Origin of the sequence: Mesorhizobium newzealandense, assembly GCF_042682145.1 — a bacterium.
GTDB classification, from domain to species: domain Bacteria; phylum Pseudomonadota; class Alphaproteobacteria; order Rhizobiales; family Rhizobiaceae; genus Mesorhizobium; species Mesorhizobium newzealandense.
Genome location: NZ_JBHUGZ010000030.1, coordinates 61,381 through 84,433, shown reverse-complemented (window position 1 = coordinate 84,433; position 23,053 = coordinate 61,381). Strand labels below are relative to the sequence as shown.

The window sequence follows — 23,053 nt, the reverse complement described above, 5'->3', positions numbered from 1 at the left end:
AATGTCGGTGGGAGGGACTAGCTTGGCAGCATAGGGCAGTTGGCGCCACGGCGCAGACTGATATGCGCCACATCGCCGACGCTGAATTGAAAACCCTCGGCCTGGCGTGGCGCGTCGATGACAACAGGTGCGCCCTGCCCAAGCTCGGCATGCAGGCGCAAGGTGCGGCCATGAAAGACGATGCTGTTGACGCGTGCCGGCGCCGTGCCGGTTGCCGCTTCGGTGGCCGCCAGCAAATCCTCGGGCCGCACGCCGACGATGCGCATGGCGCCCTCGGCGGGAGCCTCGCCGGATTCGGAGGTCGCTTCCAGCGGCAAGGCACCGGCGGCGAACCGCAAGCGATCGCCATCGCGTCCGACAAAACGCGACTGCAACAGGTTCATGGTGCCGATGAAACTGGCGACGAATGTGGTGGCGGGCCGGTCGTAGAGCGTCGCCGGCGGCGCGATCTGCTCGATGCGGCCCTTGTTCATGACGACGATGCGATCGGAGATCGACAGCGCTTCGGTCTGGTCGTGGGTGACCATGACGAAGGTGGTGCCGAGCCGCGACTGCAGCCGCTTCAGCTCGACCTGCATCTGTTCGCGCAGATGCGCGTCGAGCGCCGACAGCGGCTCGTCGAGCAACAGCACGCGCGGTTCGCAGACGATGGCGCGGGCGAGTGCGACGCGCTGGCGCTGGCCGCCCGACAGTTCGGAGACGCGGGCGCCAAGCTTGTCGGCCAGACCGACCATGTCGAGGGCTTCACCGACGCGTTTTGCCTGCTCGGCGCCGGATAGTTTTCGCAAGGACAGGCCGAAGCCGACATTCTCGGCAACGTTCATGTGCGGAAACAGCGCGTAGTCCTGGAACACGGTGTTGACCGGCCGGTCGTAGGGCCTGAGCGCTGTGATGTCGCGGCCGTCGAGCAGCACCTCGCCGCTCGACGGGCTTTCGAAGCCGGCGATGACGCGCAGGCTGGTGGTCTTGCCGCAGCCGGACGGACCAAGAAGGGTGAGAAACTCGCCGCGGACGATGTCGAGATCGACGGCGTCGAGCCCGACGATGCCGCCGGGAAACAGCTTCGAGACCGCCTGCAGCCGGACGAGAGGATCAGGCGCCATCGCGAACCTCGGACGGCTTCGTGGTGTTGACCCAGAGGATCTGGCAGCGCTCGGCGCCGGGATTGCGGAAGGCATGCAAAAGCGTGCTCTTGAAGGCAAAACTGTCGCCGGTCTTCAGCCCGTATTTTGTCGAATCCACAACCAGCTCGACCTCACCCGAAAGGACGTAACCGAATTCATGGCCGGCATGGGCATAGGCCTCTGCGGTGCCGCCGCCGGCGTCCACCGTCACCAGCATGCCGGTCAGCGTCGAGCCCGGCGGCGACAGCAGCGCCTTGGCGATGCCTTCGGACTTCACCGGAATCGCGCGGCGGCTGTTGGCGCGCACGCAATAGAGGTCGTTGACGGCATCGTTGCCATCGGCGATCAGCGCCGACGGCTCGATGTCGAGGGCGGCGGCGAGCGGCCAGATCACCTTGACGCGCAGCGAGGACATGCCGCGCTCGATCTGGCTGAGCGCCCCGATCGACACGCCTGCCCTGGCGGCGAGATCGGCCAGCGACAGGTTGCGTTCCAGCCGCAGCGCCCGCACGCGCCGGCCGACGCGCACATCGGCATCGTCCTTCGGCTTTCCAGCCGCTTCGTCCAGCATGTCCATTTATTCGTCCTCGTATTTTCCCTTCTCCCCTTGTGGGGTGAGAAGCGGTTCGCGCAGCGAACGAAAAGCCAATTGCTTGGCTTTTCGAGTTTCGAACGCCCTGAGCCTGCGAAGGGCCGGGCGTGGTAGCCGATCCACCCTGCCGGGTCCCCGCTGCTTCGCAGCGTCCCGGCGTTCGCCGGCCTTTCATCGTGCCACTGCCACGATGAATTCGCTTACGCGAACCGGCTGCTCACCCCTCGAGGGGAGAAGGAAGAACCAGGCTCAGCCGCCTGCCTTGACCTTTTCGAACATCTTGGCGAGGTCGTCATTCTGTTTCATCGGTCCGGTGAAGATGGTGGTCTTCAGCATCACCTCCGGGTCGGACGGCAGCTGCAGCTTTTCCAGCTCCTCTTTCGGCACGGCGGCAAAGGCAGAGCTCAGCGAACTGCCATAGCCATAGGACTGGATCAGGTATTTGCCGGAGTCGGCATCCAACCGGCTGTTGATGAAGTCATAGGCGAGATCGACATTCTTGGCGTCCTTCAGCATGACGAAGCCGCAGGCCCAGGTCAGCATGCCCTCCTTCGGTTTCATGAACTCGACCGGCACGCCCTGCTTCTTCAGCGAGGTGGCGGACGCGTTCCAGGTCATGGCAGCGACCAGCTGGCCGCTTGCCAGCGCCTGTTCGACCGAGGTCATGTCGGTGGTGTAGTTGGAGAGCAGCGGGCGTTGCTCGCGCAGTTTGTCGGCCACCTTGTCCATTTGTTCGGGCGTCATGTCGAACGGATTGACGCCGGCCAGGAGCGCCGCAACGATCGGCGTGTCGTGCACGGCGTCGATGGTCGCCATGCGCCCGGCATATTGCTTGTCCCACAGAAGGTTCCAGCTTGCCTCCGGGTTCTTCACCAGATCGGTGCGGTAGAGGATCGAGGTGTTGCCCCAGTCCCACGGCACCATCCAGACCTTGCCGTCGCCAGCCTGCAGATCGGGCAGGTTCTTGAACACCGGGAAGATCGAATCCCAGTTCTTGATGCGCTTGGTGTCGATCGGCTGCAGCAGGCCTTCCTTGTTCCAGCGCGCCACCTTGTCGTAGCAGGGATGCGCGATGTCAGGGCGGAAGCCGGCCTTGACCTTGGTGAAGGCGTCGTCGTCGTCACCGAAGATGGAGGCCTCGACACCATCGGGGTGTGCGGCAAGGAAGCTCTTGTTGAAGTCGGGCAGTTCATAGCCCGACCAGGTGAAATATTGCAGCTTGTCGCCGGCGAAAGCGACGGTCGACGACAGCGCCAATGCCAGGGCCGCCAGGCCGGTCCGGGCCATCTTTCCAGATATCAGGTCGAATGCCATTGCAGTTCTCCTCTCTTGGTTTGTTTTGGTTGTGGTGGATCGACGGGTCTTGGTGCCGTTGCGGACAGGCCGCGATGGCGCAGGATTTCAGCGATTGCGGCGATGACGAAGGAAACAGCCAGGATCGACGTGCCCAGCGCCATGACCGTCGGCAGCGACTTCGGGAACCGAAGCTGGCTCCAGATGTAGAGCGGCAGCGTCGGCTCGGTGCCGGCGAGGAAGAAGACGACGATGAACTCGTCGAAGGAGATCAGGAAGGCCAGCATGAAGGCCGAGACGATGGCCGGCAGGCTGAGCGGCAGCATCACCCGCCGGAAGGTCGTCCAGTCGGAAGCGCCGAGGTCGAGTGCCGCCTCGCGAATGGTTTTCGGGATGGCGGCGAAGCGGCTGCGCATGATCACCACCGTCGTCGGCAGCGCCACCAATATGTGGCCGAGAACGATGGCAATGCGCGATGGTCCGAGACCGATGAGGTTGATGAGGATCAGCAGCGATATGCCGACGATGACACCCGGGATCAGGATCGGCAGCCGGGCTATGGCGCTGATGGTTACAGCGAGCGGCGAGCGGCCATAGAGGTCCATGTAGGACACGGTGATGCCGCACAGCGTTGCGCCCGTGGCGGCAATGGCGGCGATGACGAGGCTGTTCAAGAGCGCACCGGACAGCGCCGAATTGCCGTACAGCGTCGCATACCATTGCAAGGTAAGGCCCTGCAGCGGAAACGCTGCCTGGATCGAGTTGTTGAAGGAAAACAGCGGGATCAGCAGCACCGGCAGATAGAGAAAGACCAGATAGGCGATGACGTAGACGCCAAGCCAGCGGCCGCCACCTTGTCTGCGCGCGATGCTCATGTTCGGCTGCCAAATCTGCGGTCGGTGAAGCGTGCGACCAGCACAACGGCAAGGATGACCAGCATGACGGCGACAGACAGTGCTGCGCCAAACGGCCAGTCATTGGCCTTGCCGAACTCAGCCTGGATCAGCGAACCGATCATGGTGCTGGCCGGGCCGCCGACGAGCGCGGGCGTGACATAGTCGCCGACCGTCGGCACGAAGACGACAAGTGCGGCCGCCAGCACGCCCGGCATCGAATTGGGCAGCACGACCCGGCGGAACGAGGTGAAGGGTCTGGCGCCAAGATCGGAAGCGGCCTCGATCAGCGACTTCGGGATGGTGTCCAATGCCACATAGATCGGCAGGATGGCGAATGGCGCATAGGCATGGGCGAGCGTGACGACGACGGCGGCCGGCGTGTTGAGAAAGGCCAAAGTCGGCTCGGACCAGATGCCGCTTTCGATCAGCGCCGAGTTCAGCACGCCATTGTAGGCGAGCACGATCTTCCAGGCGAAGACGCGCAGGAGATAGCTGGTCCAGAACGGCAGCGTCACCAGGAACAGCAGCAGGCCGCGCCGCCGACCGGCGTGGAAGGCGAGGTAGTAGGCGACGGGATAGGCGGTGACGACCGTGGCCAACGTGACCAGCGCGGCAATGATCAGCGAGCGCAGCGTCACCGTCCAGTACAGCGGATCCGAAACCACGGTGACAAAATTCGCCACGGTGAAACCGGCGCCGAGCAGCGAACCGTCATTGCTGCGGAAGGCGAGAAAAAGCACGAGGCCGAGGGCAAACAGGATCAGCAGGAAGGTGACCAGCGCGCCCGGCAGCAACATGGCGACGCGGAAGCCCGATGAAGACCGGGCCCCGGGCGCCTGTGCTGCAACAATGGGCGACATCGACCTGCCTATTGAAATTTGAAATTACCTAAGAATTTTTCATATTCATGAAACTGTCAAGCAGAATCCCCAAAGAGGATCCCATTGGCGTGAATTGCTGCGTCAGCGTTCCAGCGCATCGAGCAGACGATACCAGGCGATGGTCGCGGCAACGCCGACCTGCCGGAAGGCGTGGAACGGGATCGGCCGGATCGGCGAGACCGGAAATGGCAACTGCCTGGCGTCACCGCTGGAAAGATAGGTTGCGATGCGCTCGCCAAGCGCCGTCATCAGGCCAACGCCACGCCCCTGGCAACCGACCACGGCCAAAAGGCCTTGCTCCGGCTCGTGGATGTGCGGCAGGTGGTCCGGCGTCATCGCCACCCGGCCGAACCAGCGCTTTTCGATCGCGACACCGGATAGTGCCGGATAGAGCCGCAGCAATGCGCGCTCGAGATGCGCCCAGTCACTGGGACTGGTCGGCAAGGCCATGCGACCACGTCCGCCGAGCACCAGTCGGCCGTCGGCGCTCTTGCGGTAATAGATGAGGATGCGCCTGGAATCCGACACCGCCTGCCCTTCCGGCAGGATGGTGGCCGCCAGGTTGGGCGGCAGCGGTGCCGTGGCGATCTGGAAGGAATGCAGCGGCACGATCGTCTCGGCGAGGCCGGGGATCAAACCGTCGGTATAGGCGTTGGTCGCCAGCACGACCGTCTTCGCATGCAATTCGGGGCCGTTTTCGGTCGAAATACGCCAAACGCCGGCGGCATTGGCGAGCCGCACGACCTTCTGGCGCTCCGCTATCCCCACACCAGCCGCCGCCGCGATCCGTGCCAGTTCCGACGTATAGGCGAGCGGATCGATGACACCGGCGCGGCGATCGAGCCAGCCGCCAAGATACCCCTGAGCGCCGGTCATCGCGGCAATCTCGGCCTGGCTCAAAAGCTTGACGTCGGCGCCGCGTGCCCGCCATTGCCGGTCACGATTTGCCGCTGCTTTCAGCGCAACCTCGGTATGAGCCGCCTGGATCCAGCCATTGCGGACGAACGGCACCGCCAGTTTTTCATCGCGGATCAGTTCGAAAACCGCATCTGCGGTCGAAGCGGCAAAGTTGACGAGCGCCTCGCCGCGCTCCGGGTCAAAATGCTCGAGCAGCCATTCAGGATCGTATTTGAGGCCGGGAATGACCTGGCCGCCATTGAGCCCCGACGCGCCCTGGCCGATTTCGCCGGCCTCCAGCACCTGTACGGATAAGCCAAGCCGGGACGCATGCAAAGCCGTCGATAGACCCATGATGCCGCCACCGACAATGACCACATCGACACGATCGCCGCTGGGAAAAAGCGACTGAACCGCGGAAGCCGCTTGCGGCTTGCGCCAGATCGGATCGGAGAACGGTGCGGGCAAGGGTCACCTGAATGCGCTGCGTTGGGTGAAAATCCTAGTCAGGATTTCACGATTTTGAAAGAGCGTTTCAGTTTTCGTCTGTGGACTGACGCCGGCAGGCCGCCGAGAGCGCGAGTTCCGCGAATGAACAGAGTCATGCCGATGGTCCGCGACGGGATAGACCTTTGACCGGAATCCGGTGAAAGTGCCGCGCCGACCCGGCCAGCCCGCATTGCCGATCATTTCAGAGGACAGCACGCCATGACGAACCCGACGCACCTGCCCACTGAGGGCCTTTTTGTCGGCCGTGCCAGGAGCGCCTCGCATCCTTTGGTGGTCACGGTGCGCGACGGCACCGTCTTCGACATCACGTCGAGCACCGCACCAACCGTACGTGATGTCTGCGAGATGCCAAATCCTGCCGGCCACGTGCGGTCGGCCAAGGGCAAGCCGATCGGCTCGCTCGACGCCATCGCCGCCAACAGTTTTGAGGCCACGCGGGATGCGAAAAAACCCTATCTCCTGTCCCCGGTCGATCTGCAGGCGGTCAAGGCCTCGGGCGTCACCTTCGTCGTCAGCCTGCTGGAACGTGTGATCGAGGAACAGGCGCGCGGTTCGGCGGAAAAGGCGGACGCCATCCGCGCCGACATTGCCGGGCTGATCGGCCACGATCTGTCGAAGCTGAAGCCGGGTTCGCCTGAAGCGATGGAGATCAAGGCCAAGCTCATCGCGCGCGGTGCCTGGTCGCAATATCTGGAAGTCGGCATCGGCCCCGATGCCGAGATCTTCACCAAATGCCAGCCGATGGCCTCGGTCGGCTTCGGCGCCGATGTCGGCCTGCACCCAGTGTCGACCTGGAACAATCCCGAGCCCGAGATCGCCATGATCGCCGCCAGCAGCGGCAGGATCGTCGGCGCCACCATCGGCAACGACGTCAATCTGCGCGACGTCGAAGGGCGTTCGGCGCTGCTGCTCGGCAAGGCCAAGGACAACAATGCCTCGGCCGCCCTCGGCCCCTTCATCCGCCTGTTCGACGACACCTTCTCGATCGATGACGTGAAGCGGGCCGTGGTGCGCCTGAAGGTCGAGGGCGACGACGGGTTTTCGCTGGAGGGTGCGAGCTCGATGGCCGAGATCAGCCGCTCGCCGGAAGAGCTGGTTGCCGCCGCCATGGGCCCGCACCACCAGTATCCGGACGGGCTGGCGCTCTATCTCGGCACCATGTTCGTGCCGTCGAAGGATCGCGGCGAAAAGGGCAAGGGCTTCACCCACAAGGTCGGCGACATCGTCACGATCTCGTCGGAGAAATTCGGCGCGCTGGTCAACCGGGTGCGGCTGTCGCCCGACTGCCCGCACTGGACCTACGGCGCCAGCCATCTGATGCGCGATCTGGCGAAGGCGGATTTCATTTAGTCGGCCTTGGCCCAAAAAAAGCCCGCCCATGCCGGCATTCCGACCGCCAAGGTGCGGCGGCTGACGCTGGTTGCTGATGGGCACGATGGCGGGGCTTGCCGGAGTGATCCAGGTCGTCACCGGCGGCATCGTCGACGCCAACCCTGCGGTTGCCGCGAAAAATCACCTCAACTGATGCAATCTGATGGGACCGTTGATGGCGCCTCGTCAGGCGCCAACTACATCTGCAGATGGAGGCTTGCCATCCGTCGAAAAAGGGAATGCTCTGATGCATCCAACCGGCGCTGGCAAAAGACGCAATCCGGCGGTCGCCGGAACAAGGGACGGATTCGGAACTGATCATCTTCAAACGGGAGGAAATCAAATGCTGACGCGGCTAAGACTCGTTCTATATGGCCTGTTGGTGGCGCTGACGATTGTTCCGGCAGCGGCACAGGCCAAGACGTTCTACTGGATTTCGCATGGCGGCCCGGCTGACCCGGTCTGGACCTACTTCCTGGCGGGCGCCAAGCAGTGGGCCAAGGACACCGGCAACACCGTCAACACCTCGTTCCACAGTAACGACGTGGCCTCGCAGCAGGAAGCGGTTCGCGCCGCCCTCTCCGCCAAGGCCGATGGCATCGTCACCACGAGTCCCGATCCGGGCAGCCTTGTCGAGATCGTCAAGGAAGCCCGCGCGGCCAACATCCCAATCATCAACTTCAACACGCCTGACCCGAAGGCCAATTTCAACGCCTATGTCGGCGGCGACAACGTCACCTTCGGCAAGCACTGGGCGCAGTATCTGGTCGACAAGGGCCTGGTGAAGAAAGGCGACTTCGTCTGGATGCCGGTCGAGATCCCCGGCGCCACCTATGGCGTCCAGGAAGAGGAAGGCATCAAGAGCGTCTTCGGGCCGCTCGGCATCACCTATGAAGTGACCGAAGCGACGCTCGACCAGGCCGAAGTGATCAACCGCATGGTCGACTACCTCACCGCCAACAAGGCCAAGGTCAAGGCGATCATCGGCCTCGGCGATCTGGTCACCGGCTCGATCAAGCGGGTGTTCGACCAGGTCGGCATCAAGCCGGGCGAAATCCCGGTTGTCGGTTGGGGCAACTCGCTCGACACCACCCAGGAAGTGCTGAACGGCTACGTCAATGCCGGCCAGTGGCAGGATCCGCAGGCAACCAGCTATGTCGCACTCTCCCTGGCCAACATGGCCGCCAGCGGCATTCCTCCGGGCTTCAACGTGATCACCGGCGCGCTCTACGAAAAGGACACCGCCGCGGTCTACGACAAGGTCCTGTCCGGCAAGTAAGACCTCAAACTCAGACGGTCGCGACTGCTTCGGCGGTCGCGACTGGCTTCTCCCTTTTTCGCTGAGCCCGTCGCATGCGGATGCGCAAGGCTCAGCCTTTCCAATCCTGTCGCAGGTTGCTCGTGGAACATCGTTCGCTCATCCAACGCCTGATCGCGCGGCCTGAATTCGGCCCTTTGGTGCTGCTCGTCATCGAGATCGCCGTTTTCTGGAGCATCAACCACGACTTCCTGTCGCCGCAGAACATTTCGAACACGCTGGCCTTCACGGTCGAACTCGGCCTGATCGCGCTGGCGATGACGCTGTTGATGACGTCAGGCGAGTTCGACCTTTCGGTCGGTTCGTTGTTCGGCTTCTCGCCGGTGCTGATGTGGACGCTGTTCAACAGCGGCCTCACGTCGCTGGAGGTCGGCTTTGTCGCAGCGCTGCTGGTCGCCGCCTTCATAGGGCTGGTCAACGGCTGGTTTGTCACACAGCTCAAGATCCCTTCCTTCCTGGTGACGCTCGGTATGCTGCTGGTGGTGCGCGGCACCGCCCTTTTCGTCACCGATGGTTTTCCGCAGCGGACCTGGAGCGCGGAAGGCAGCTGGCTGGCGGAGGCGCTGGTCGGCGATTTCTTCATCGGACCGTTCCGCATCTACATGTCGCTGTTCTGGTTCATCGCGGCGGCCATCGCGCTCGGCTATGTCCTGACGCAAAGCCGTACCGGCAACTGGATCCAGGCGGCCGGCGGCAATCCCAATGCGGCGCGCGCCCGCGGCGTCAATGTCAGCGGCGTCAAGATCGGCCTGTTCGTGCTGTCATCCCTGATGGCCTCGCTTGCCGGCGTCATCAGTTCCTTGCGCACTTCCGCCGCCAACCCCAACAGCGGCACCGGCTATGAGCTCGAAGTCATCGCCATGGTGGTGATCGGCGGCACCGCGCTGACCGGCGGGCGCGGCACGATCATCGGCACCGTGCTCGGCATCCTGATCCTGCGCGTCATGCGCAACGGCATCGTGCTGATCGGCGTGCCCGGCCTCGCCTACAACATCTTCATCGGCGCGATCATCCTTGGCATGATGGCGCTCCATTCATGGCTGGAACGCCGGCATCAGGCAGGGACTTGAACCATGGCCGAGCCACTGATCCGCATGCAGAACATCCGCAAGTCCTATGGCCGCGTGCAGGCGCTCGAGGATGCCAGTTTCCATGTCAGTGAACGGGAGATCGTCGGCCTGCTCGGCGACAATGGCGCCGGCAAGTCGACGCTGATCAAGGTGCTCTCGGGTGCCGTTCCGCTGACCAGCGGCGACATCTTCATCCGCGGCAAGAAAGTGAATTTGCGCAGCACCAGCGACGCCATCGCCCACGGCATCGAGACGATCTACCAGGACTCGGCACTGGTCACGCAATTGTCGATCGCCCGCAATCTGTTCCTCGGACGCGAGCCGATCAAGCCGCCGCGTTTCCTCAACCGGATGGACCAGGACGCCATGAACACGGTCGCCCGCGACCTGCTCAAGCAGGTCGGCATCTCGAAGAACATCCCGCCGACGACACCGATCGGTTCACTCTCCGGCGGCGAGCGCCAGGCGGTGGCGATCGCGCGCGCCATGCATTTCGACAGCGACCTCATCATCCTCGACGAGCCGACCAACAATCTCGGCGTTGCCGAGACACAGGGCGTGCTGAGTTTCGTGCGCAACGCCCGCGATTCGGGCCATTCGTGCATCTTCATCGCCCACAACATCCACCACGTCTTCCAGGTGGTCGACCGCATCGTCGTCATGCGCCGGGGCAAGGTGGTCGCCGACGACATCGACCCGAAGAAGACCAGCGTGGCGGAAGTCGAACGGATCATCACCGGCATGTCGGACAAGGAAATCCGCGATGCCATCGCCGATGGCAAGCCATCGCACTGAGGCAGATGGCAAGCCATCGCCTGAGAACGGCGGAAGCCGTCTTGTCGAGGCAGCCGAATGATCATCCAGCTGACGGGTGGCAATCATCCGTCACCTCAAATCGCATCGCTCGTCTGGTGCGGCATCGCATCGGCACATAGGGTTACGGCATGAAAGCCACCGTCTCGGATATCGCCCGCAATTGCGGGCTGTGGGTTGCGGCATGAAAGCCACCGTCTCGGATATCGCCCGCAGCTGCGGGCTGTGGGTTGCGGCATGAAAGCCACCGTCTCGGATATCGCCCGCAAATGCGGGCTGTGGGTTGCGGCATGAAAGCCACCGTCTCGGATATCGCCCGCAGCTGCGGGCTGTCGACCGCAACGGTCGACAGGGTGCTCAACAACCGGCCAGGTGCGAGTGCCGCCAACCGGCAGCGCGTCATGGAGGCCGCCAAGCAGCTCGGCTACCTGCCGGTCGCCGACCAGGTGACGCTGCCGTCGCGGCCTGCCCATCTCGAATTTCTGCTGCCGATCGGCAGCAATGCCTTCATGCGCGATCTCGCCGGACATATCGAGGACTACGCCGCGCGGCTGCCGCTTGTCGCCTCGTGCCGGATCCACAACCTCGCCGGAATCTCGCCGAACGCACTGCAGACCGCTGTCGAAAACCTCTCGCTCAGGGCCAATGGCGTCGGTGTCATCGCCGTCGACCATCCACGCACGCGCAACATCCTGCGCGACATCGTCGATGCCGGCATGCGCCTGGTGACGCTGGTGTCCGATGTGCCGGCAGCACCGCGATCGGCCTATGTCGGCATCGATAACCGGGTGGCGGGGCGAACGGCGGCGCTGTTGATGGGACGATTCCTCGGCGGCCGGACCGGCCATCTGGCGATGGTCGTCGGCTCGCGCTCCTATCGCGGCCATGAAGAACGCGAAATGGGTTTCCGCTCGGTGCTCAATGAGGAATTTCCCAACCTGACCGTCAGCAGCGCCGTCGAGATCAACGACGAGCCCGACGTCAGCTATGCCGCGACGATGAAGGCGCTGCACAACGAGCCCGAACTGCTCGGCATCTATTGCGTCGGAGCCGGACATTCGGGCGTGGCAAAGGCGATCCGGGAAGCCAGGCCCAACCGCAAGCCGGTATTCATCTGTCACGACCTCACCCGGGACACTCGGGGCTATCTCGTCGACGACCTGCTCGATGTCGTCATCGACCAGAATGCCAGGCTGATCGCCGAACAGTCGGTCATTCGCCTGCTTGGCTCGATTGCTTCCTCGGCGCCCTATCTGACAAGGAAGTTCATCGAACCGCGCCTGATCTTCAGGGAAAACGTTCCGGTGCAGTGAAGACCTGAGCTTTTTCGGTCACACTCAGCAACTTTCGCGGGTGATACAGCAAATCTGCACAGCTGCTATGCACGATCCACGATTGCCGAATCGTTGGGCAACCCCTAGTTTGCAGTTGTCGGCCATCTACTCCTCCCAGATGCGATGCCGACGCTGAATGGGGTGCACCTCCTCCCGCGCCACATTCGAAATCGAGCCCGCTGCCACCTCCTCCCGGCAGCGGGCTTTTTTCGTTCCGGTCAACGACGGTTGCAGCGCTGCTCACGCCAAAAGACGGGAGGCATCGTTCATTCTCGATCACGAGATCGATTAAGGGCCGTTGGCCGCAGGGGAGAATTCAGCCGGCTGAAGTGCCGCGGAAGGAGACGATCAGCCCTTCAGCCATGCGGACAAACTGCGCACTGGGGCCTTCCGTGCCGACGCTTTGAACGCTGACACGGGCGCCTTCGAGCAGAAGCGACAGCGTATCGGCGAGCAACTCGGCCTGGCCGATGCCGGCATCCCTGCACAGCGTCACGAGGCGATCGCGCTGGGCCTCCTTGAGTTCCTTAATCACACGCCTAGCTGGATGGTCGGTCTCGCTCAACTCGACGGCGGCATTGGCCATGTCGCAGCCGCGGCCGTCCGCCCTGAGCATATCGGCAGCAACACGAACCCAGGCATGCAGTTGAGCCAGCTTGTCGCCGGGGTGTTCGATTTCGAATTTTTCCCACATCGCACCAGCCTTGCAGGCGGTGGCGCGCAGGCATTGGATGATGAGGTCATCCTTGGAATCGAAATGTCGATAGAGCGTCATCTTGTTGGTTCCGGCGGCCTCAGTGATCGCGTCGATGCCGACGCCCTTGATGCCATGCTTGTGAAACATATCCTGCGCCGTCTCCAGGATCCTGTCCCGGGGGCGAGCGCGTTCCACAGTGCCGTCTTCCATCAAAACCTCCTTGGTTTCCCAAAAATCCCTCGGTACGCCTCTTGACTAGGGTGTTACCGGTCTGTAACGTCACGAATGTTACTTACTGGTAACACCTATATCGCCTTCCGTCAATCACAAGGCTGTGAACTGGTCCTACCAGATCAAAGATGGGCCAGATCGAGATGGGCGAAAATTGCAGGTCATGCGGCTTCGGCCGGTGAAGAGATGGAAAACGGTTCGTGAGCATGGGCTGCGAATCGACAGACAAGGAGCCGGCCAATGCCACAGCGCCGCGATCTTACCATAGATGAAGCCGTCCGGGATCCGATGATCCGGCTGGTCATGAAAGCAGATGGCGTCGACCCGCGCGCCTTCGAGAGGATGCTGCGTTCGCTCGCCGATGCGCAGCGCCGCGACGTGCCGTTGCTGCGTTCGCTGGAAGAGCCCGCTGATCGGCGCGGCCAAAGGCTGTCCAGGGTTGCCAGTGCCTTCGGCAAGGCAAGAGCAGCCGGAGAGGCGTGCGTGTCATGGTAAACTTTTTCATCCACCGCCCGATCTTCGCCTCGGCGATCGCCATCATCATGGTGCTCGCCGGGACGATTTGTTATTTCCTGCTGCCTGTCTCGCAGTTTCCCGACATCACACCACCGCAGGTCGTGGTCAGCGCCCATTATCCGGGTGCCAGCGCGCAGGTGGTGGCCGATACCGTGACCACGCCGCTGGAGCAGCAGATCAACGGCGTGCAAGGCATGACCTACATGTCGTCGACGAGTTCCAATGACGGCTCCTCGACCATCACCATCACCTTCGATGTCGGCTACTCCCTGAGCACCGCCGCCGTCGACGTCCAGAACCGCGTCTCGCAGGCCGCGTCGTCGCTGCCGGCGATCGTCAATCAGGGCGGCGTGACGATCAAGAAACAGAATCCGAACTTCGTCCTCATCGTCAACCTGACCTCGCCGGACAGTTCGGTCGATCCGGTGGCGCTGAGCAATCTCGCCTATCTGCAGGTGGTCGATCCGCTGAAGCGGCTGCCCGGTGTCGGCGATGTGCAGATCTTCGGCGAGCGGCGCTATTCGATGCGCGTCTGGCTCGATCCGGACAAGCTCGCCAATCTCGGCATCACCGCCGTCGACGTTCAGAATGCGATTGCCGAGCAGAACGTCCAGGTGGCGGCCGGCAAGATCGGCCAGTCACCGGCTCCCGCCGGCACCGCCTTCGAGATGCAGGTCAACGCCGTCGGCCGGTTGAGCGATCCCAAGGAGTTCGGCGATATCGTCGTGCGCGCCAACACCGACACCGGCTCGCTGGTGCGGCTGCGCGACGTCGCCCGCATCGAGCTCGGCGCCCTGCAATATTCATCGTCGGCCTTCTTCGGCAAGGATCCGACTGTGGTGCTTGCCGTCTACCAGATGCCAGGCTCCAACGCGCTCGATCTGCAGCAGCGCGTCAAGGACAAGATGCAGGAGCTGTCGGGCCGTTTCCCGAAGGGCGTCTCCTACGCGATGCACTACGACACGACACGCTTCGTCTCGGCGTCGATGCATGACGTGCTGATCACGCTCGGCGAAGCACTCATCCTCGTCGTCGCCGTGGTGTTCCTCTTCCTGCAAAGCTGGCGCACGACGATCATCCCGACCATTGCCATTCCGGTGTCGCTGGTGGCGACGCTCGTCGTCATGGAGATGCTTGGCTTCTCACTCAACATGCTGAGCCTGCTCGGCATGGTGCTGGCGATCGGCCTGGTCGTCGACGATGCCATCGTCGTGGTCGAGAATGTCGAACGACAGCTGGAGGCCGGGCTCAAACCGCTGGCGGCGACCAAGGCCGCGATGGCCGAAGTCACCGGTCCGATCATCGCCACTACCGCCGTGCTGATGGCGGTGTTCGTGCCGGTCGCCTTCATTCCCGGCGTCTCCGGCAAGCTGTACAACCAGTTCGCGCTGACAGTGGCGATCTCCGTCGGCATCTCCGCCTTCAACTCACTGACGCTCAGCCCCGCGCTCAGTGCCGCCTTCCTGCGGCATCGCCAGCCAACGCAATTCGTGCTGTTCCGCTGGTTCAACACAGGCTTCGACCGGCTGTCGCATGCCTATGCCAATGGCGTGCGCGTTCTGATCCGCTTGCGCTGGATCATGCTGGGGCTGTTCGCGGCCGGATTGGTCGCCACCTATTTCGTCTGGCAGCGCCTGCCCTCGACCTTCCTTCCGGTCGAGGACCAGGGTTACTTCTTCGTCGTCATCCAGTTGCCCGACGGTGCTTCGCTGGAGCGCACCGACGCGGTGGCGAAGAAGGCGCGCGATATCCTGCAGGCGACGCCCGGCGTCGAAATCGTCGGCTCGATCAGCGGCCTGAACTTCCTGACCAGTGCGGCGCAGTCGAATTCGGCGGTCGAATTCGCCATCCTGAAGCCTTGGGAGGAGCGCAGTCCCGACCAGAGCGCGTCGAAGCTCGTCGCCGACGTGCGCGGCAAGCTGCTGCAGATTCCGGAAGCCTTTGCGCTGAGCTTCGATCCGCCCTCGATCCCGGGTATCGGGACCACGGGCGGCTTCGAATTCGTCGTCGAGGATCTCACCGGCCGTGGCAGTTCAGCCCTCAACGACGCGACGCAAGCCGTGATCGCCGAGGCGCGCAAACAGCCCGAGATCAATCCGCAGCAGCTGTTCTCGCCGTTCTCGACCTCGACGCCGCAGTTCAACTACGACCTCGACCGCAGCAAGGCCAAACTGCTCGGCCTCAACCTGCCGGACGTGTTCAACACGCTGCAGATCTATCTCGGCTCGCTCTACGTCAACGACTTCAACCTGTTCGGCCGCACCTTCCGGGTGACCATTCAGGCCGACAAGGATGCACGTGCGGGTGCCGCCGACATTTCGCGGCTCTATGTGCGCAATGCTTCCGGCGGCATGGTGCCGTTGAGCACACTGGGCAAACTCGTGCCGTTCGTCGGCCCGGAAACCGTGCCGCATTACAACAACAACGCGTCGGCCTCGATCAATGGCGGCGCCGCTCCGGGCTTCTCCTCGGGCCAGGCGGTCGCCGCGATGGAACGGGCGGCGGCCACAGCACTGCCGAGGGATTTCGGTTTCGAATGGACCGGCATCACCTTCCAGGAACTCAAGGCAGGATCGATCGCGTCCGTCGTCTTCGGCCTCGCCATCGTCTTCGTCTTCCTGATCCTGGCGGCGCAGTATGAGAGCTGGGCGATGCCGTTCATGGTGCTGCTGGCGGTGCCGCTCGCTTTGTTCGGCGCGTTCGTGGTGCTGTGGGCGCGTGGCATGCAGATCGATGTCTACTCCCAGATCGGCTTCGTCATGCTGATCGGCCTGGCGGCGAAGAACGCCATCCTGATCGTCGAATTCGCCCGGCGACGACGCGAGGAGGGCCTCAGCATCGTCGACGCGGCGATGGAGGCTGCACGGCTGCGGCTGCGACCGATCCTGATGACGGCCTTCGCCTTCATCCTCGGCGTGCTGCCGCTGATGTTCGCGACCGGCGCCGGTGCCGCAAGCCGTCAGTCGATCGGCACCACCGTCTTTGGCGGCATGGTTGCGGCGACCATCCTGTCGCTGGTGTTCGTGCCGGTCTTCTACGCGGTCATCGAACAGCTGCGCGAACGCCGTGGCAATGACGAGCCCACCGCTGAACACACTGAACCAACTGCCGAACCCGCCTTCCCTCCCCTGGCGGAAGCGGCCGAATAAGATTGGAGACTCATCATGCGTAAATGGAAAATCGCGTTGGGAACGGCTGTCGCGCTGGGAGCGATCTCGGTGGCCAGCGTCCACCTGCTCGACATGGGCAATGTCAGCCTCAATGCCGGCACCGCCGGTGCGGCGCCCGCCCCCGCGGCGTTCGTCATGCCGGTGCCGGTGGTCAGCGTCGTCAAGAAGACGATCCCGATCTACCTCGACTATGCCGCGCGGACGGAGCCGATCCGCAACATCACCTTGCAGGCCAGGATTCCAGGCTATCTGCAGGAGCAGACCGCTGCTGACGGCGTCGACGTCCGCCAAGGCGATCTTCTCTACAAGATCTCACCGGATGACTTCCAGGCGGCTCTCGACCAGGCGAAGGCGCAGGTGCAGCGCGACACGGCAACGCTCGACTATGCCCGGTCCAATCTCGGCCGCGGCACCGAGCTTGCCAAGAGCGGCTACCTCGCCAAGGACGGCTTCGACCAGCGCACCAGCACCTTGCGCGAAGCCCAGGCGTCGCTGGCTCTCAACCAGGCGGCGGTCCGCACGGCGGAGCTCAATCTGAGCTATGCCGAAATCCGTGCGCCGTTTGCCGGACGCCTGGGGCGCAACCAGGCCTCGGTCGGAACCTTGGTCAGCGTTGCCGGCACCGTGCTCAACACGCTGGTGCAGCTCGACCCGATCTACGTCACCTTCAATCCGAGCGAGACGGATCTGGCCCAGATCGAGCAGGCCCGTGCGGCTGGTCCGATCGAGGTCGAAGTCCTGCTTCCCGGCGAGACCGAAGCCAGCCAGAAGGGCGAACTCACCTTCATCGACAATACGGTCGACCGTTCGACCGGCACCATCACGGCGCGGGCGACGATCGGCAACGGCAAGTTCACGCTGCTGCCGGGCCAGTATGTTCGCGTCCGGCTGCATGTGAAGCAGCAGGCCGATGCGTTGATGGTGCCGCAGACGGCGCTCGGCTCCAGCCAGCTCGGCAAATATCTCTACGTCGTCGGCAAGGGCAACACGGTCGATCAGCGGCTGGTCTCGCTCGGCCCGACCAGTGGCGATCAGGTGGCGATCCTGAGCGGCGTGGCCGAAGGCGATCAGGTGATAACAGGCAATCTGCAGAAGATCGGACCCGGAATGCCGATTTCTCCGCTGCCGGAAAAGCCGGCCACCTGAACACCCCCGTCAGGGCCGGCTTCAACGGCGCCTTCGACCGGTCAGGTCGGGGGCGCCGTTTTCGTAAGCAGTTCAACCAGACCGGCGACATCGGCACGATCAGCCTTGGCGGGCGGCATGAATGCGCAATAGGGATGGCCAAGGCGGACCGAGACGGATGACAGCGCGATCAGCCGGCCTGCCTCCAGGTCGGCGCGCGCCATGACCCGCTGACCAAGGGCGATCCCGAGACCCAGCCTCGCCGAGGTGACGGCCAGACTGGACAGGCCAACGCGCCGCCCGTGCGACGGGTCGGGCGAGCGAGCGCCTCCGGAGGCCGCGAACCAATCGGCCCAGGTCGGGTGCGAGGCATAGTTCGGGCCCCAATTGGTGTGGATGAACAGGCTCTCGTGCAGGTCCGCCAGACCCGGATCGCCATTGCCGTGCCTGTGCCAGAATTCCGGCGCGCAGACCGGCAGGACGTCGTCATGGACAAGCCTGACGAGTTTCAATCCGGGATAGTGATAGTCGCCATAGCTGATGCGCAGGTCGATGTTCTGGCGCATCAGGTCGACCGGATCGTCTTCGACCCGGACGTCGATCGCCATCTGCGGGAAGGCATCTAGAAGCACGGCCAGCTTGGGCGCCAGCCACAGTTCGGCCAGCGAAAACGGCACGCTGACGACAAGACGCGTCCGCAAGCCGCCTTCCAGCATGCGCCGGCCGATCGCCGCGATGTCGCCCAGCGCCCGCGCGGTCTGCGGATAGATGGCGTGGCCGGCGTCGGTCAGCGCGATGCGGTTGCCGCTGCGCACGAACAGTTGCTTGCCGAACCAGGTTTCGAGATTGCGTATCTGCTGACTCACCGCCGCCGAGGACACGCCGAGTTCGGTCGCAGCCAAGGTGAAGCTGCCGGCGCGCGCCGCAACCTCGAAGGCCTTGATCGCATTCAGCGGAGGCAGCCGTTCCACATCAATCTTCCCAAAAGTTTTTCTTGCCCAATCCTAATATTTTTCCGCGTTGAGAGAAAGATTTTTTTGCCCTCTCATAGGCTCGAAACCTCGGAGCCCATGATCATGAAAGACATCCTCGATCTCGACCGCTATCCGCTCGACCGCGAAGGCAGCGCCGAATGGCAGCGCCTCGTCGACCAATCCATCGCCGCGCTCGAAGCCGACGGCATGTTCAATCTCGAGGGGTTCTTGCGGCCCGGCGTTGCTGAAAGGGCCGTGCGGGAAATCCAGCCGGTCATGGCTGAGCGGTCGCATGTGCACAAGCGCATGCACAACATCTACTTCAAGCCGGACATTCCCGAGCTTGCGCCCGACCATCCGGCGCTGCGCAAGGTCGAGACCATCAGCCACACCGTCTGTGCCGACCAGATTCCCGGCAGCGTCGTGCTGGCCATCTACGAATACCAACCGCTGCTGCGCTTCCTGGCGGCGGCGATGGGCAAGACCAAGCTGCATGTCATGCAGGACCCGCTGGCGCGTACCAATGTGATGGCCTATCGCGCCGGCGAGGCGTTGAACTGGCATTTCGACCGTTCGGAATTCACCACCACCCTTCTCCTGCAGCAGTCGCAACGCGGCGGCGACCTCGAATACCGCACCGACCTGCGGTCGGACGACAATCCGAACTATGCCGGCGTCGCCAGATTGCTCGAAGGGCGCGACCCCGAGGCCAAGATCCTGCGCATGAAGCCCGGCACGCTCAACGTCTTTCGCGGCAAGAACACCGCGCATCGCGTCACCACCGTCGAAGGCGAACGCGAGCGCATGATCGCGGTGTTTTCATACTACGAAAAGCCCGGCGTCATGTTCAGCGACGAGGAACGGGTCGGCTTCTACGGCCGCGCGGCCTGAGGCCGAAGAGGCAGACACGCCAGCGTCGCCAAAAATCCGAAATTGACCTCTTGTTAGATTGTCGACAATCTGCTTGTCTTACTCTCGGTTTCCTTGGGAGTGGCCGAATGAGCAAGGCGGATTTCAGTCCGATCGCGGATACGACGCGGCGTGCCGAGATTGTCGCGCTGTTGCGACGCGCGATCCTGACCGGCCAGCTGGAACCAGGCCAGAAGCTCAACGAGCTCCGGATTTCCGAGCAGATGCGGGTCAGCCGCGCGCCCCTGCGCGAGGCGATGCGCGAGTTGGTGCAGGAAGGCATCCTGACCAGCATCCCCTATGCCGGCACCTTCGTCATCGATGTCACCGCCAAGGACATCGATGACGCCTATTCGTTCAACAAGGTGATGGACGAGTTCGCCATCGAACAGACCTGGCCGCTGCGCGACCAGCGCTTCTTCAACGAGCTCGACCAGCGTCACGAGGCCGTAAAGCAGGCGACGCGCGCGCTCGACACCACGAGGCAAATCGAAACAGCGCTGCAATTGCATGGCCTGATCTACGAATGGGCCGACAATTCGGTGCTGCTCGAGACCTGGCAGCGGCTGACCAGCCGGCTGCAGATGTATTTTGCGCTCCACCAGCATGCTCGCAACGAGCCGGTGCCGGCCGAAGATGTGCACGAGACCTATGTGCGGCTGCTGAAGGGCAAGGACATGCGCGCCGCCCAGCGCCATGCCAGGGAGCATATCGGCCTCGATTACGAGGAACTGATTGCCTATGCGCGCAGCCTCGAACAGCGGACGTCCAAGGGCGGCAGAGCCGATCGCGCCAGCCCCGCGCGCAGCGGCCCGGGAGGCAGCTGAGCCCGGTCAGTCTGGCAGCCCATCCCGACACAGCAGACAACGGACAGACAACGTGCAGATCAAGAACATCAAGGCCTACCATGTCGTGCAGCCCTTCGTGGACGGGCCCTACCGCATGTCGAAGGGACGCGTTGCCGACGCCTTCGACGCAGTGATCGTGTCCATTACCTCCGACAGCGGTTTGACCGGCTGGGGCGAGATGGCGCCGCTCGGCAATTTCTACTCGCCCGCCTTCGCGGCTGGCGTGCGCGTCGGCGTGGTCGAGATCGCGCCGCATCTCATCGGCCAGGATCCGCGCGGGCTGGCCGGCATCGGCCGGCTGATGGACACGGTGTTCAAGGGCCATCCCTACATCAAGTCGGCGCTCGACATGGCGTGCTGGGATCTGGCGGCACGCGCCGCCGATGTGCCGCTGGTGACGCTGCTCGGCGGGCGGGAGAGCGAGACCGCGGAACTGTACAAGGTCGTCACCCACGGCAGCATCGACGCCATGGCGGCATTGGCGAAGCGCATCGTCAAGGACGGCTTCCACCGGCTGCAGGTCAAGGTCGGCGGCAATGTCCATGATGACATCGAGCGTGTGACCGCAGTCGCCGCTTCGGTGCCGAAAGGCACGGTTATCTTCTGCGACGCCAATGCCGGATGGACGCCCTACCAGGCGCGCCAGTTCGCTGACGCGACGCGCGCCATCGACTACACATTCGAGCAGCCCTGCACCACCATCGACGAGTGTATGTCGGTGCGCCGTTCGCTCGACAAGCCGATGGTGCTGGACGAATCCGTCGCCTCGCTCGACGACATGCTCGATATTCATCGCAAGGGTGCTGCCGACGGGCTGACGCTGAAGATCTCGCGGCTCGGCGGCGTGACGAAAACGCGGCAGATCCGCGATCTCGCCGTCGACCTCGGTTTCATGATCACCGTCGAGGACACTGGCGGCGCCGAGATCGACACCGCGGCTATGGCGCACCTGTCGCTGTCGACGCCGGAGGAACGCCGGTTGCACGCCATCGCCTTCCACGAATGGGTGACGGTGCGCACGGCTTCGAACAAGCCGCCGGTCACCGGCAGCCGCATGGGCATTCCGGACGGGCCGGGCCTCGGCATCGACGTCGTTCCCGATCTGCTCGGCGCGCCGTTCTTCGAAATCGGCCGCTGAGATGAAAATCCGCAGCATCAAAGCCACGCCGATCAACCTGCGCCTCGAGGCGCCCTATGCCTGGGTGTTCGGCGAGCTCGATGGATTTTCACCGACCATTGTCGAGGTCGAGACCGAGGATGGCTTGATCGGCCTCGGCGAGGCGCCCACACCGGCGGCAGCCGCGATCATCAATGATGTCCTGGCGCCATGGCTGGTCGGCCGCGATGCCTTCGACATCGCCGGCGCCGAAAATGTCTGCCTGCCCTACTGGACCGGCGTGCAGTCGATCAACGACCGTACCCGCATCATGGCCTTCGGCGCCATCGAGATGGCGTTCTGGGACCTGCGCGGCAAGGCATGGAACCAGCCGCTCTACCAGTTGCTCGGTGGTGCCGTGCGCAAGGATATCCCGTTCACCGATTATTTTTCGCTGCGCGGCGACGGCCCAAAGGTGAAGGGCGAGACGACGCCGGAAGAAGTCGCCGACTATTGCGTCGAATTGCACGAGACCCACGGGACGACCTTCTTCGAAGGCAAGTTCTCGACTGAGGATCCGAAAGTCTCGCTGAAAATGGTCGAGCTTATCCGCAAAAGACTTGGCGACGATGCCATGATCCGCATCGATTCCAACCAGGCCTATTCGCTGGCGACGGCGCGGCGGCTGGCGCGGCCGCTGGAGGATCTCGGCGTGCGCAACTGGGAGGATCCGGTTGCGACCATCGAGGAGATGCGCGAGTTGCGGCGCCATTGCTCGATCCCGTTTTCGACCCACAACATCGACATTGCCCGCGCCGTGGAAACCAGGGTTCCGGACGCCTTCGTCGGCAATCCGACGACGCATGGCGGTATCGGCCGCCTGCTGCGCTTCGTCGGCGCCTGCGAGCATTCCGGCATCGATTTCTGGTGCTACAGCGGCGACAGCGGCATCGGCAGCGCGGCCTATCTGCATCTGTGCGCGGCACTCGGCTGGATCAGGGAGCCGAACCAGTCGCTGTTTCGCATGCTGCCGATGGATGTCACCGAGGAAGGGCCGTTTTCGCCCAGAAACAACGTCGTGCGGGTGCCGGAAGGGCCCGGTCTCGGCATCACGTTGTCGCGGCAAAACCTCGCCGACTGTCACAGAGACTTTACCGAGAAAGGACCCTGCAACAAGTATCATGACCCGGCAAAGCCCGGAACCTATCGCCGTTTGCCGCTGAACTAGATGACGGCAAGCGGCCAAGACGAACAGCCAAGAGACGAGAAGCCAACCGCCGCGACTTCGGTCGGGAAGGTCGGACAAAGACGGTGGAAGCAGTCCAGCCAGGAATCCGGAGATCCACGCCAACGACTGGATGAACCGGACAAAATCGCATGCTACAGTC

20 protein-coding genes are annotated in these 23,053 nt (G+C 63.4%); 12 read left to right on the top strand and 8 right to left on the bottom strand.

All coding sequences use genetic code 11. The features are described 5' to 3' along the window. Window positions 1-17: 17 nt before the first annotated feature. The 6 genes from ACFSOZ_RS34445 to ACFSOZ_RS34420 all read right to left on the bottom strand — a co-directional run bounded on the left by ACFSOZ_RS34445 (window position 18) and on the right by ACFSOZ_RS34420 (window position 6,151). On the bottom strand, window positions 18-1,103 hold the full coding sequence (locus ACFSOZ_RS34445; RefSeq protein WP_379105604.1) for an ABC transporter ATP-binding protein: 1,086 nt from the start codon (window positions 1,101-1,103) through the stop codon (window positions 18-20). Next, entirely contained in the window at window positions 1,093-1,701 is a 609-nt protein-coding gene (locus ACFSOZ_RS34440; RefSeq protein WP_379105602.1) for a cupin domain-containing protein, read from the bottom strand. The genes ACFSOZ_RS34445 and ACFSOZ_RS34440 overlap by 11 nt, the downstream gene beginning before the upstream one ends. A gap of 264 nt (window positions 1,702-1,965) precedes the next feature. Continuing rightward, window positions 1,966-3,030 carry an ABC transporter substrate-binding protein gene (locus ACFSOZ_RS34435; protein WP_379105600.1) on the bottom strand — a complete coding sequence of 355 codons (1,065 nt, stop codon included), beginning with the start codon at window positions 3,028-3,030 and terminating at the stop codon, window positions 1,966-1,968. After that, a complete protein-coding gene (locus ACFSOZ_RS34430) occupies window positions 3,015-3,884 on the bottom strand; it encodes an ABC transporter permease (protein WP_379105598.1) in 870 nt (289 codons plus the stop codon). Before ACFSOZ_RS34430 ends, ACFSOZ_RS34435 begins: the two co-directional genes overlap by 16 nt. Further along, a complete protein-coding gene (locus ACFSOZ_RS34425; protein ID WP_379105595.1) occupies window positions 3,881-4,765 on the bottom strand; it encodes an ABC transporter permease in 885 nt (294 codons plus the stop codon). Before ACFSOZ_RS34425 ends, ACFSOZ_RS34430 begins: the two co-directional genes overlap by 4 nt. 102 nt (window positions 4,766-4,867) lie before the next feature. Then, window positions 4,868-6,151, bottom strand: coding sequence for an NAD(P)/FAD-dependent oxidoreductase (locus ACFSOZ_RS34420; RefSeq protein WP_379105593.1), 1,284 nt, complete (start codon window positions 6,149-6,151; stop codon window positions 4,868-4,870). A 240-nt stretch (window positions 6,152-6,391) separates the two neighbouring features. On the opposite strand from ACFSOZ_RS34420, the gene ACFSOZ_RS34415 reads away from it, so the two are divergent. From ACFSOZ_RS34415 to ACFSOZ_RS34395, 5 genes are all read left to right on the top strand, one after another. Beyond that, a complete protein-coding gene (locus ACFSOZ_RS34415) occupies window positions 6,392-7,543 on the top strand; it encodes a fumarylacetoacetate hydrolase family protein (RefSeq protein ID WP_379105591.1) in 1,152 nt (383 codons plus the stop codon). A 364-nt stretch (window positions 7,544-7,907) separates the two neighbouring features. Further along, complete coding sequence (locus tag ACFSOZ_RS34410) at window positions 7,908-8,843, top strand: substrate-binding domain-containing protein (protein WP_379105588.1); 936 nt, start codon at window positions 7,908-7,910, stop codon at window positions 8,841-8,843. A 122-nt stretch (window positions 8,844-8,965) separates the two neighbouring features. After that, entirely contained in the window at window positions 8,966-9,952 is a 987-nt protein-coding gene (locus ACFSOZ_RS34405) for an ABC transporter permease (RefSeq protein ID WP_111547193.1), read from the top strand. 3 nt (window positions 9,953-9,955) lie between these two features. After that, window positions 9,956-10,747 (top strand): ATP-binding cassette domain-containing protein, encoded by a 792-nt coding sequence (locus tag ACFSOZ_RS34400; protein WP_379105586.1) that lies wholly within the window; start codon window positions 9,956-9,958, stop codon window positions 10,745-10,747. A 308-nt stretch (window positions 10,748-11,055) separates the two neighbouring features. Then, window positions 11,056-12,078: a LacI family DNA-binding transcriptional regulator gene (locus ACFSOZ_RS34395; RefSeq protein ID WP_379105584.1), complete on the top strand. Its 1,023-nt coding sequence runs from the start codon at window positions 11,056-11,058 to the stop codon at window positions 12,076-12,078. 337 nt (window positions 12,079-12,415) lie between these two features. Here the strand turns inward: ACFSOZ_RS34395 and ACFSOZ_RS34390 are convergent, their stop codons facing one another. After that, the gene (locus tag ACFSOZ_RS34390; protein ID WP_379105582.1) at window positions 12,416-13,006 is read right to left on the bottom strand and encodes a TetR/AcrR family transcriptional regulator; all 591 of its coding nucleotides are present in this window, start codon (window positions 13,004-13,006) and stop codon (window positions 12,416-12,418) included. A gap of 261 nt (window positions 13,007-13,267) precedes the next feature. Here ACFSOZ_RS34390 and ACFSOZ_RS34385 point away from each other — a divergent pair, with 261 nt between their 5' ends. Genes ACFSOZ_RS34385 through ACFSOZ_RS34375 form a run of 3 tightly spaced genes read left to right on the top strand, consistent with a single transcriptional unit; the run spans window position 13,268 to window position 17,859 of the window. After that, window positions 13,268-13,522, top strand: a complete 255-nt coding sequence (locus ACFSOZ_RS34385; protein ID WP_379105580.1) for a hypothetical protein — start codon at window positions 13,268-13,270, stop codon at window positions 13,520-13,522. Further along, window positions 13,516-16,692 (top strand): efflux RND transporter permease subunit, encoded by a 3,177-nt coding sequence (locus tag ACFSOZ_RS34380; protein WP_379105578.1) that lies wholly within the window; start codon window positions 13,516-13,518, stop codon window positions 16,690-16,692. Before ACFSOZ_RS34385 ends, ACFSOZ_RS34380 begins: the two co-directional genes overlap by 7 nt. 15 nt (window positions 16,693-16,707) lie before the next feature. Beyond that, complete coding sequence (locus ACFSOZ_RS34375) at window positions 16,708-17,859, top strand: efflux RND transporter periplasmic adaptor subunit (RefSeq protein ID WP_379105576.1); 1,152 nt, start codon at window positions 16,708-16,710, stop codon at window positions 17,857-17,859. A 41-nt stretch (window positions 17,860-17,900) separates the two neighbouring features. Here ACFSOZ_RS34375 and ACFSOZ_RS34370 read toward each other — a convergent pair whose 3' ends face one another. Further along, window positions 17,901-18,809: a LysR substrate-binding domain-containing protein gene (locus ACFSOZ_RS34370; protein WP_379105574.1), complete on the bottom strand. Its 909-nt coding sequence runs from the start codon at window positions 18,807-18,809 to the stop codon at window positions 17,901-17,903. Window positions 18,810-18,914: 105 nt separating this feature from the next. Between ACFSOZ_RS34370 and ACFSOZ_RS34365 the strand changes: the two genes are divergently transcribed. From ACFSOZ_RS34365 to ACFSOZ_RS34350, 4 genes are all read left to right on the top strand, one after another. Continuing rightward, window positions 18,915-19,703 carry a HalD/BesD family halogenase gene (locus ACFSOZ_RS34365; RefSeq protein ID WP_379105572.1) on the top strand — a complete coding sequence of 263 codons (789 nt, stop codon included), beginning with the start codon at window positions 18,915-18,917 and terminating at the stop codon, window positions 19,701-19,703. A 107-nt stretch (window positions 19,704-19,810) separates the two neighbouring features. Further along, a complete protein-coding gene (locus ACFSOZ_RS34360; RefSeq protein ID WP_379105569.1) occupies window positions 19,811-20,548 on the top strand; it encodes a GntR family transcriptional regulator in 738 nt (245 codons plus the stop codon). Between the two features lie 52 nt (window positions 20,549-20,600). Beyond that, window positions 20,601-21,707, top strand: coding sequence for a mandelate racemase/muconate lactonizing enzyme family protein (locus ACFSOZ_RS34355; RefSeq protein WP_379105567.1), 1,107 nt, complete (start codon window positions 20,601-20,603; stop codon window positions 21,705-21,707). A 1-nt stretch (window position 21,708) separates the two neighbouring features. Then, window positions 21,709-22,893 carry a mandelate racemase/muconate lactonizing enzyme family protein gene (locus tag ACFSOZ_RS34350; RefSeq protein WP_379105565.1) on the top strand — a complete coding sequence of 395 codons (1,185 nt, stop codon included), beginning with the start codon at window positions 21,709-21,711 and terminating at the stop codon, window positions 22,891-22,893. Window positions 22,894-23,053: the final 160 nt, after the last annotated feature.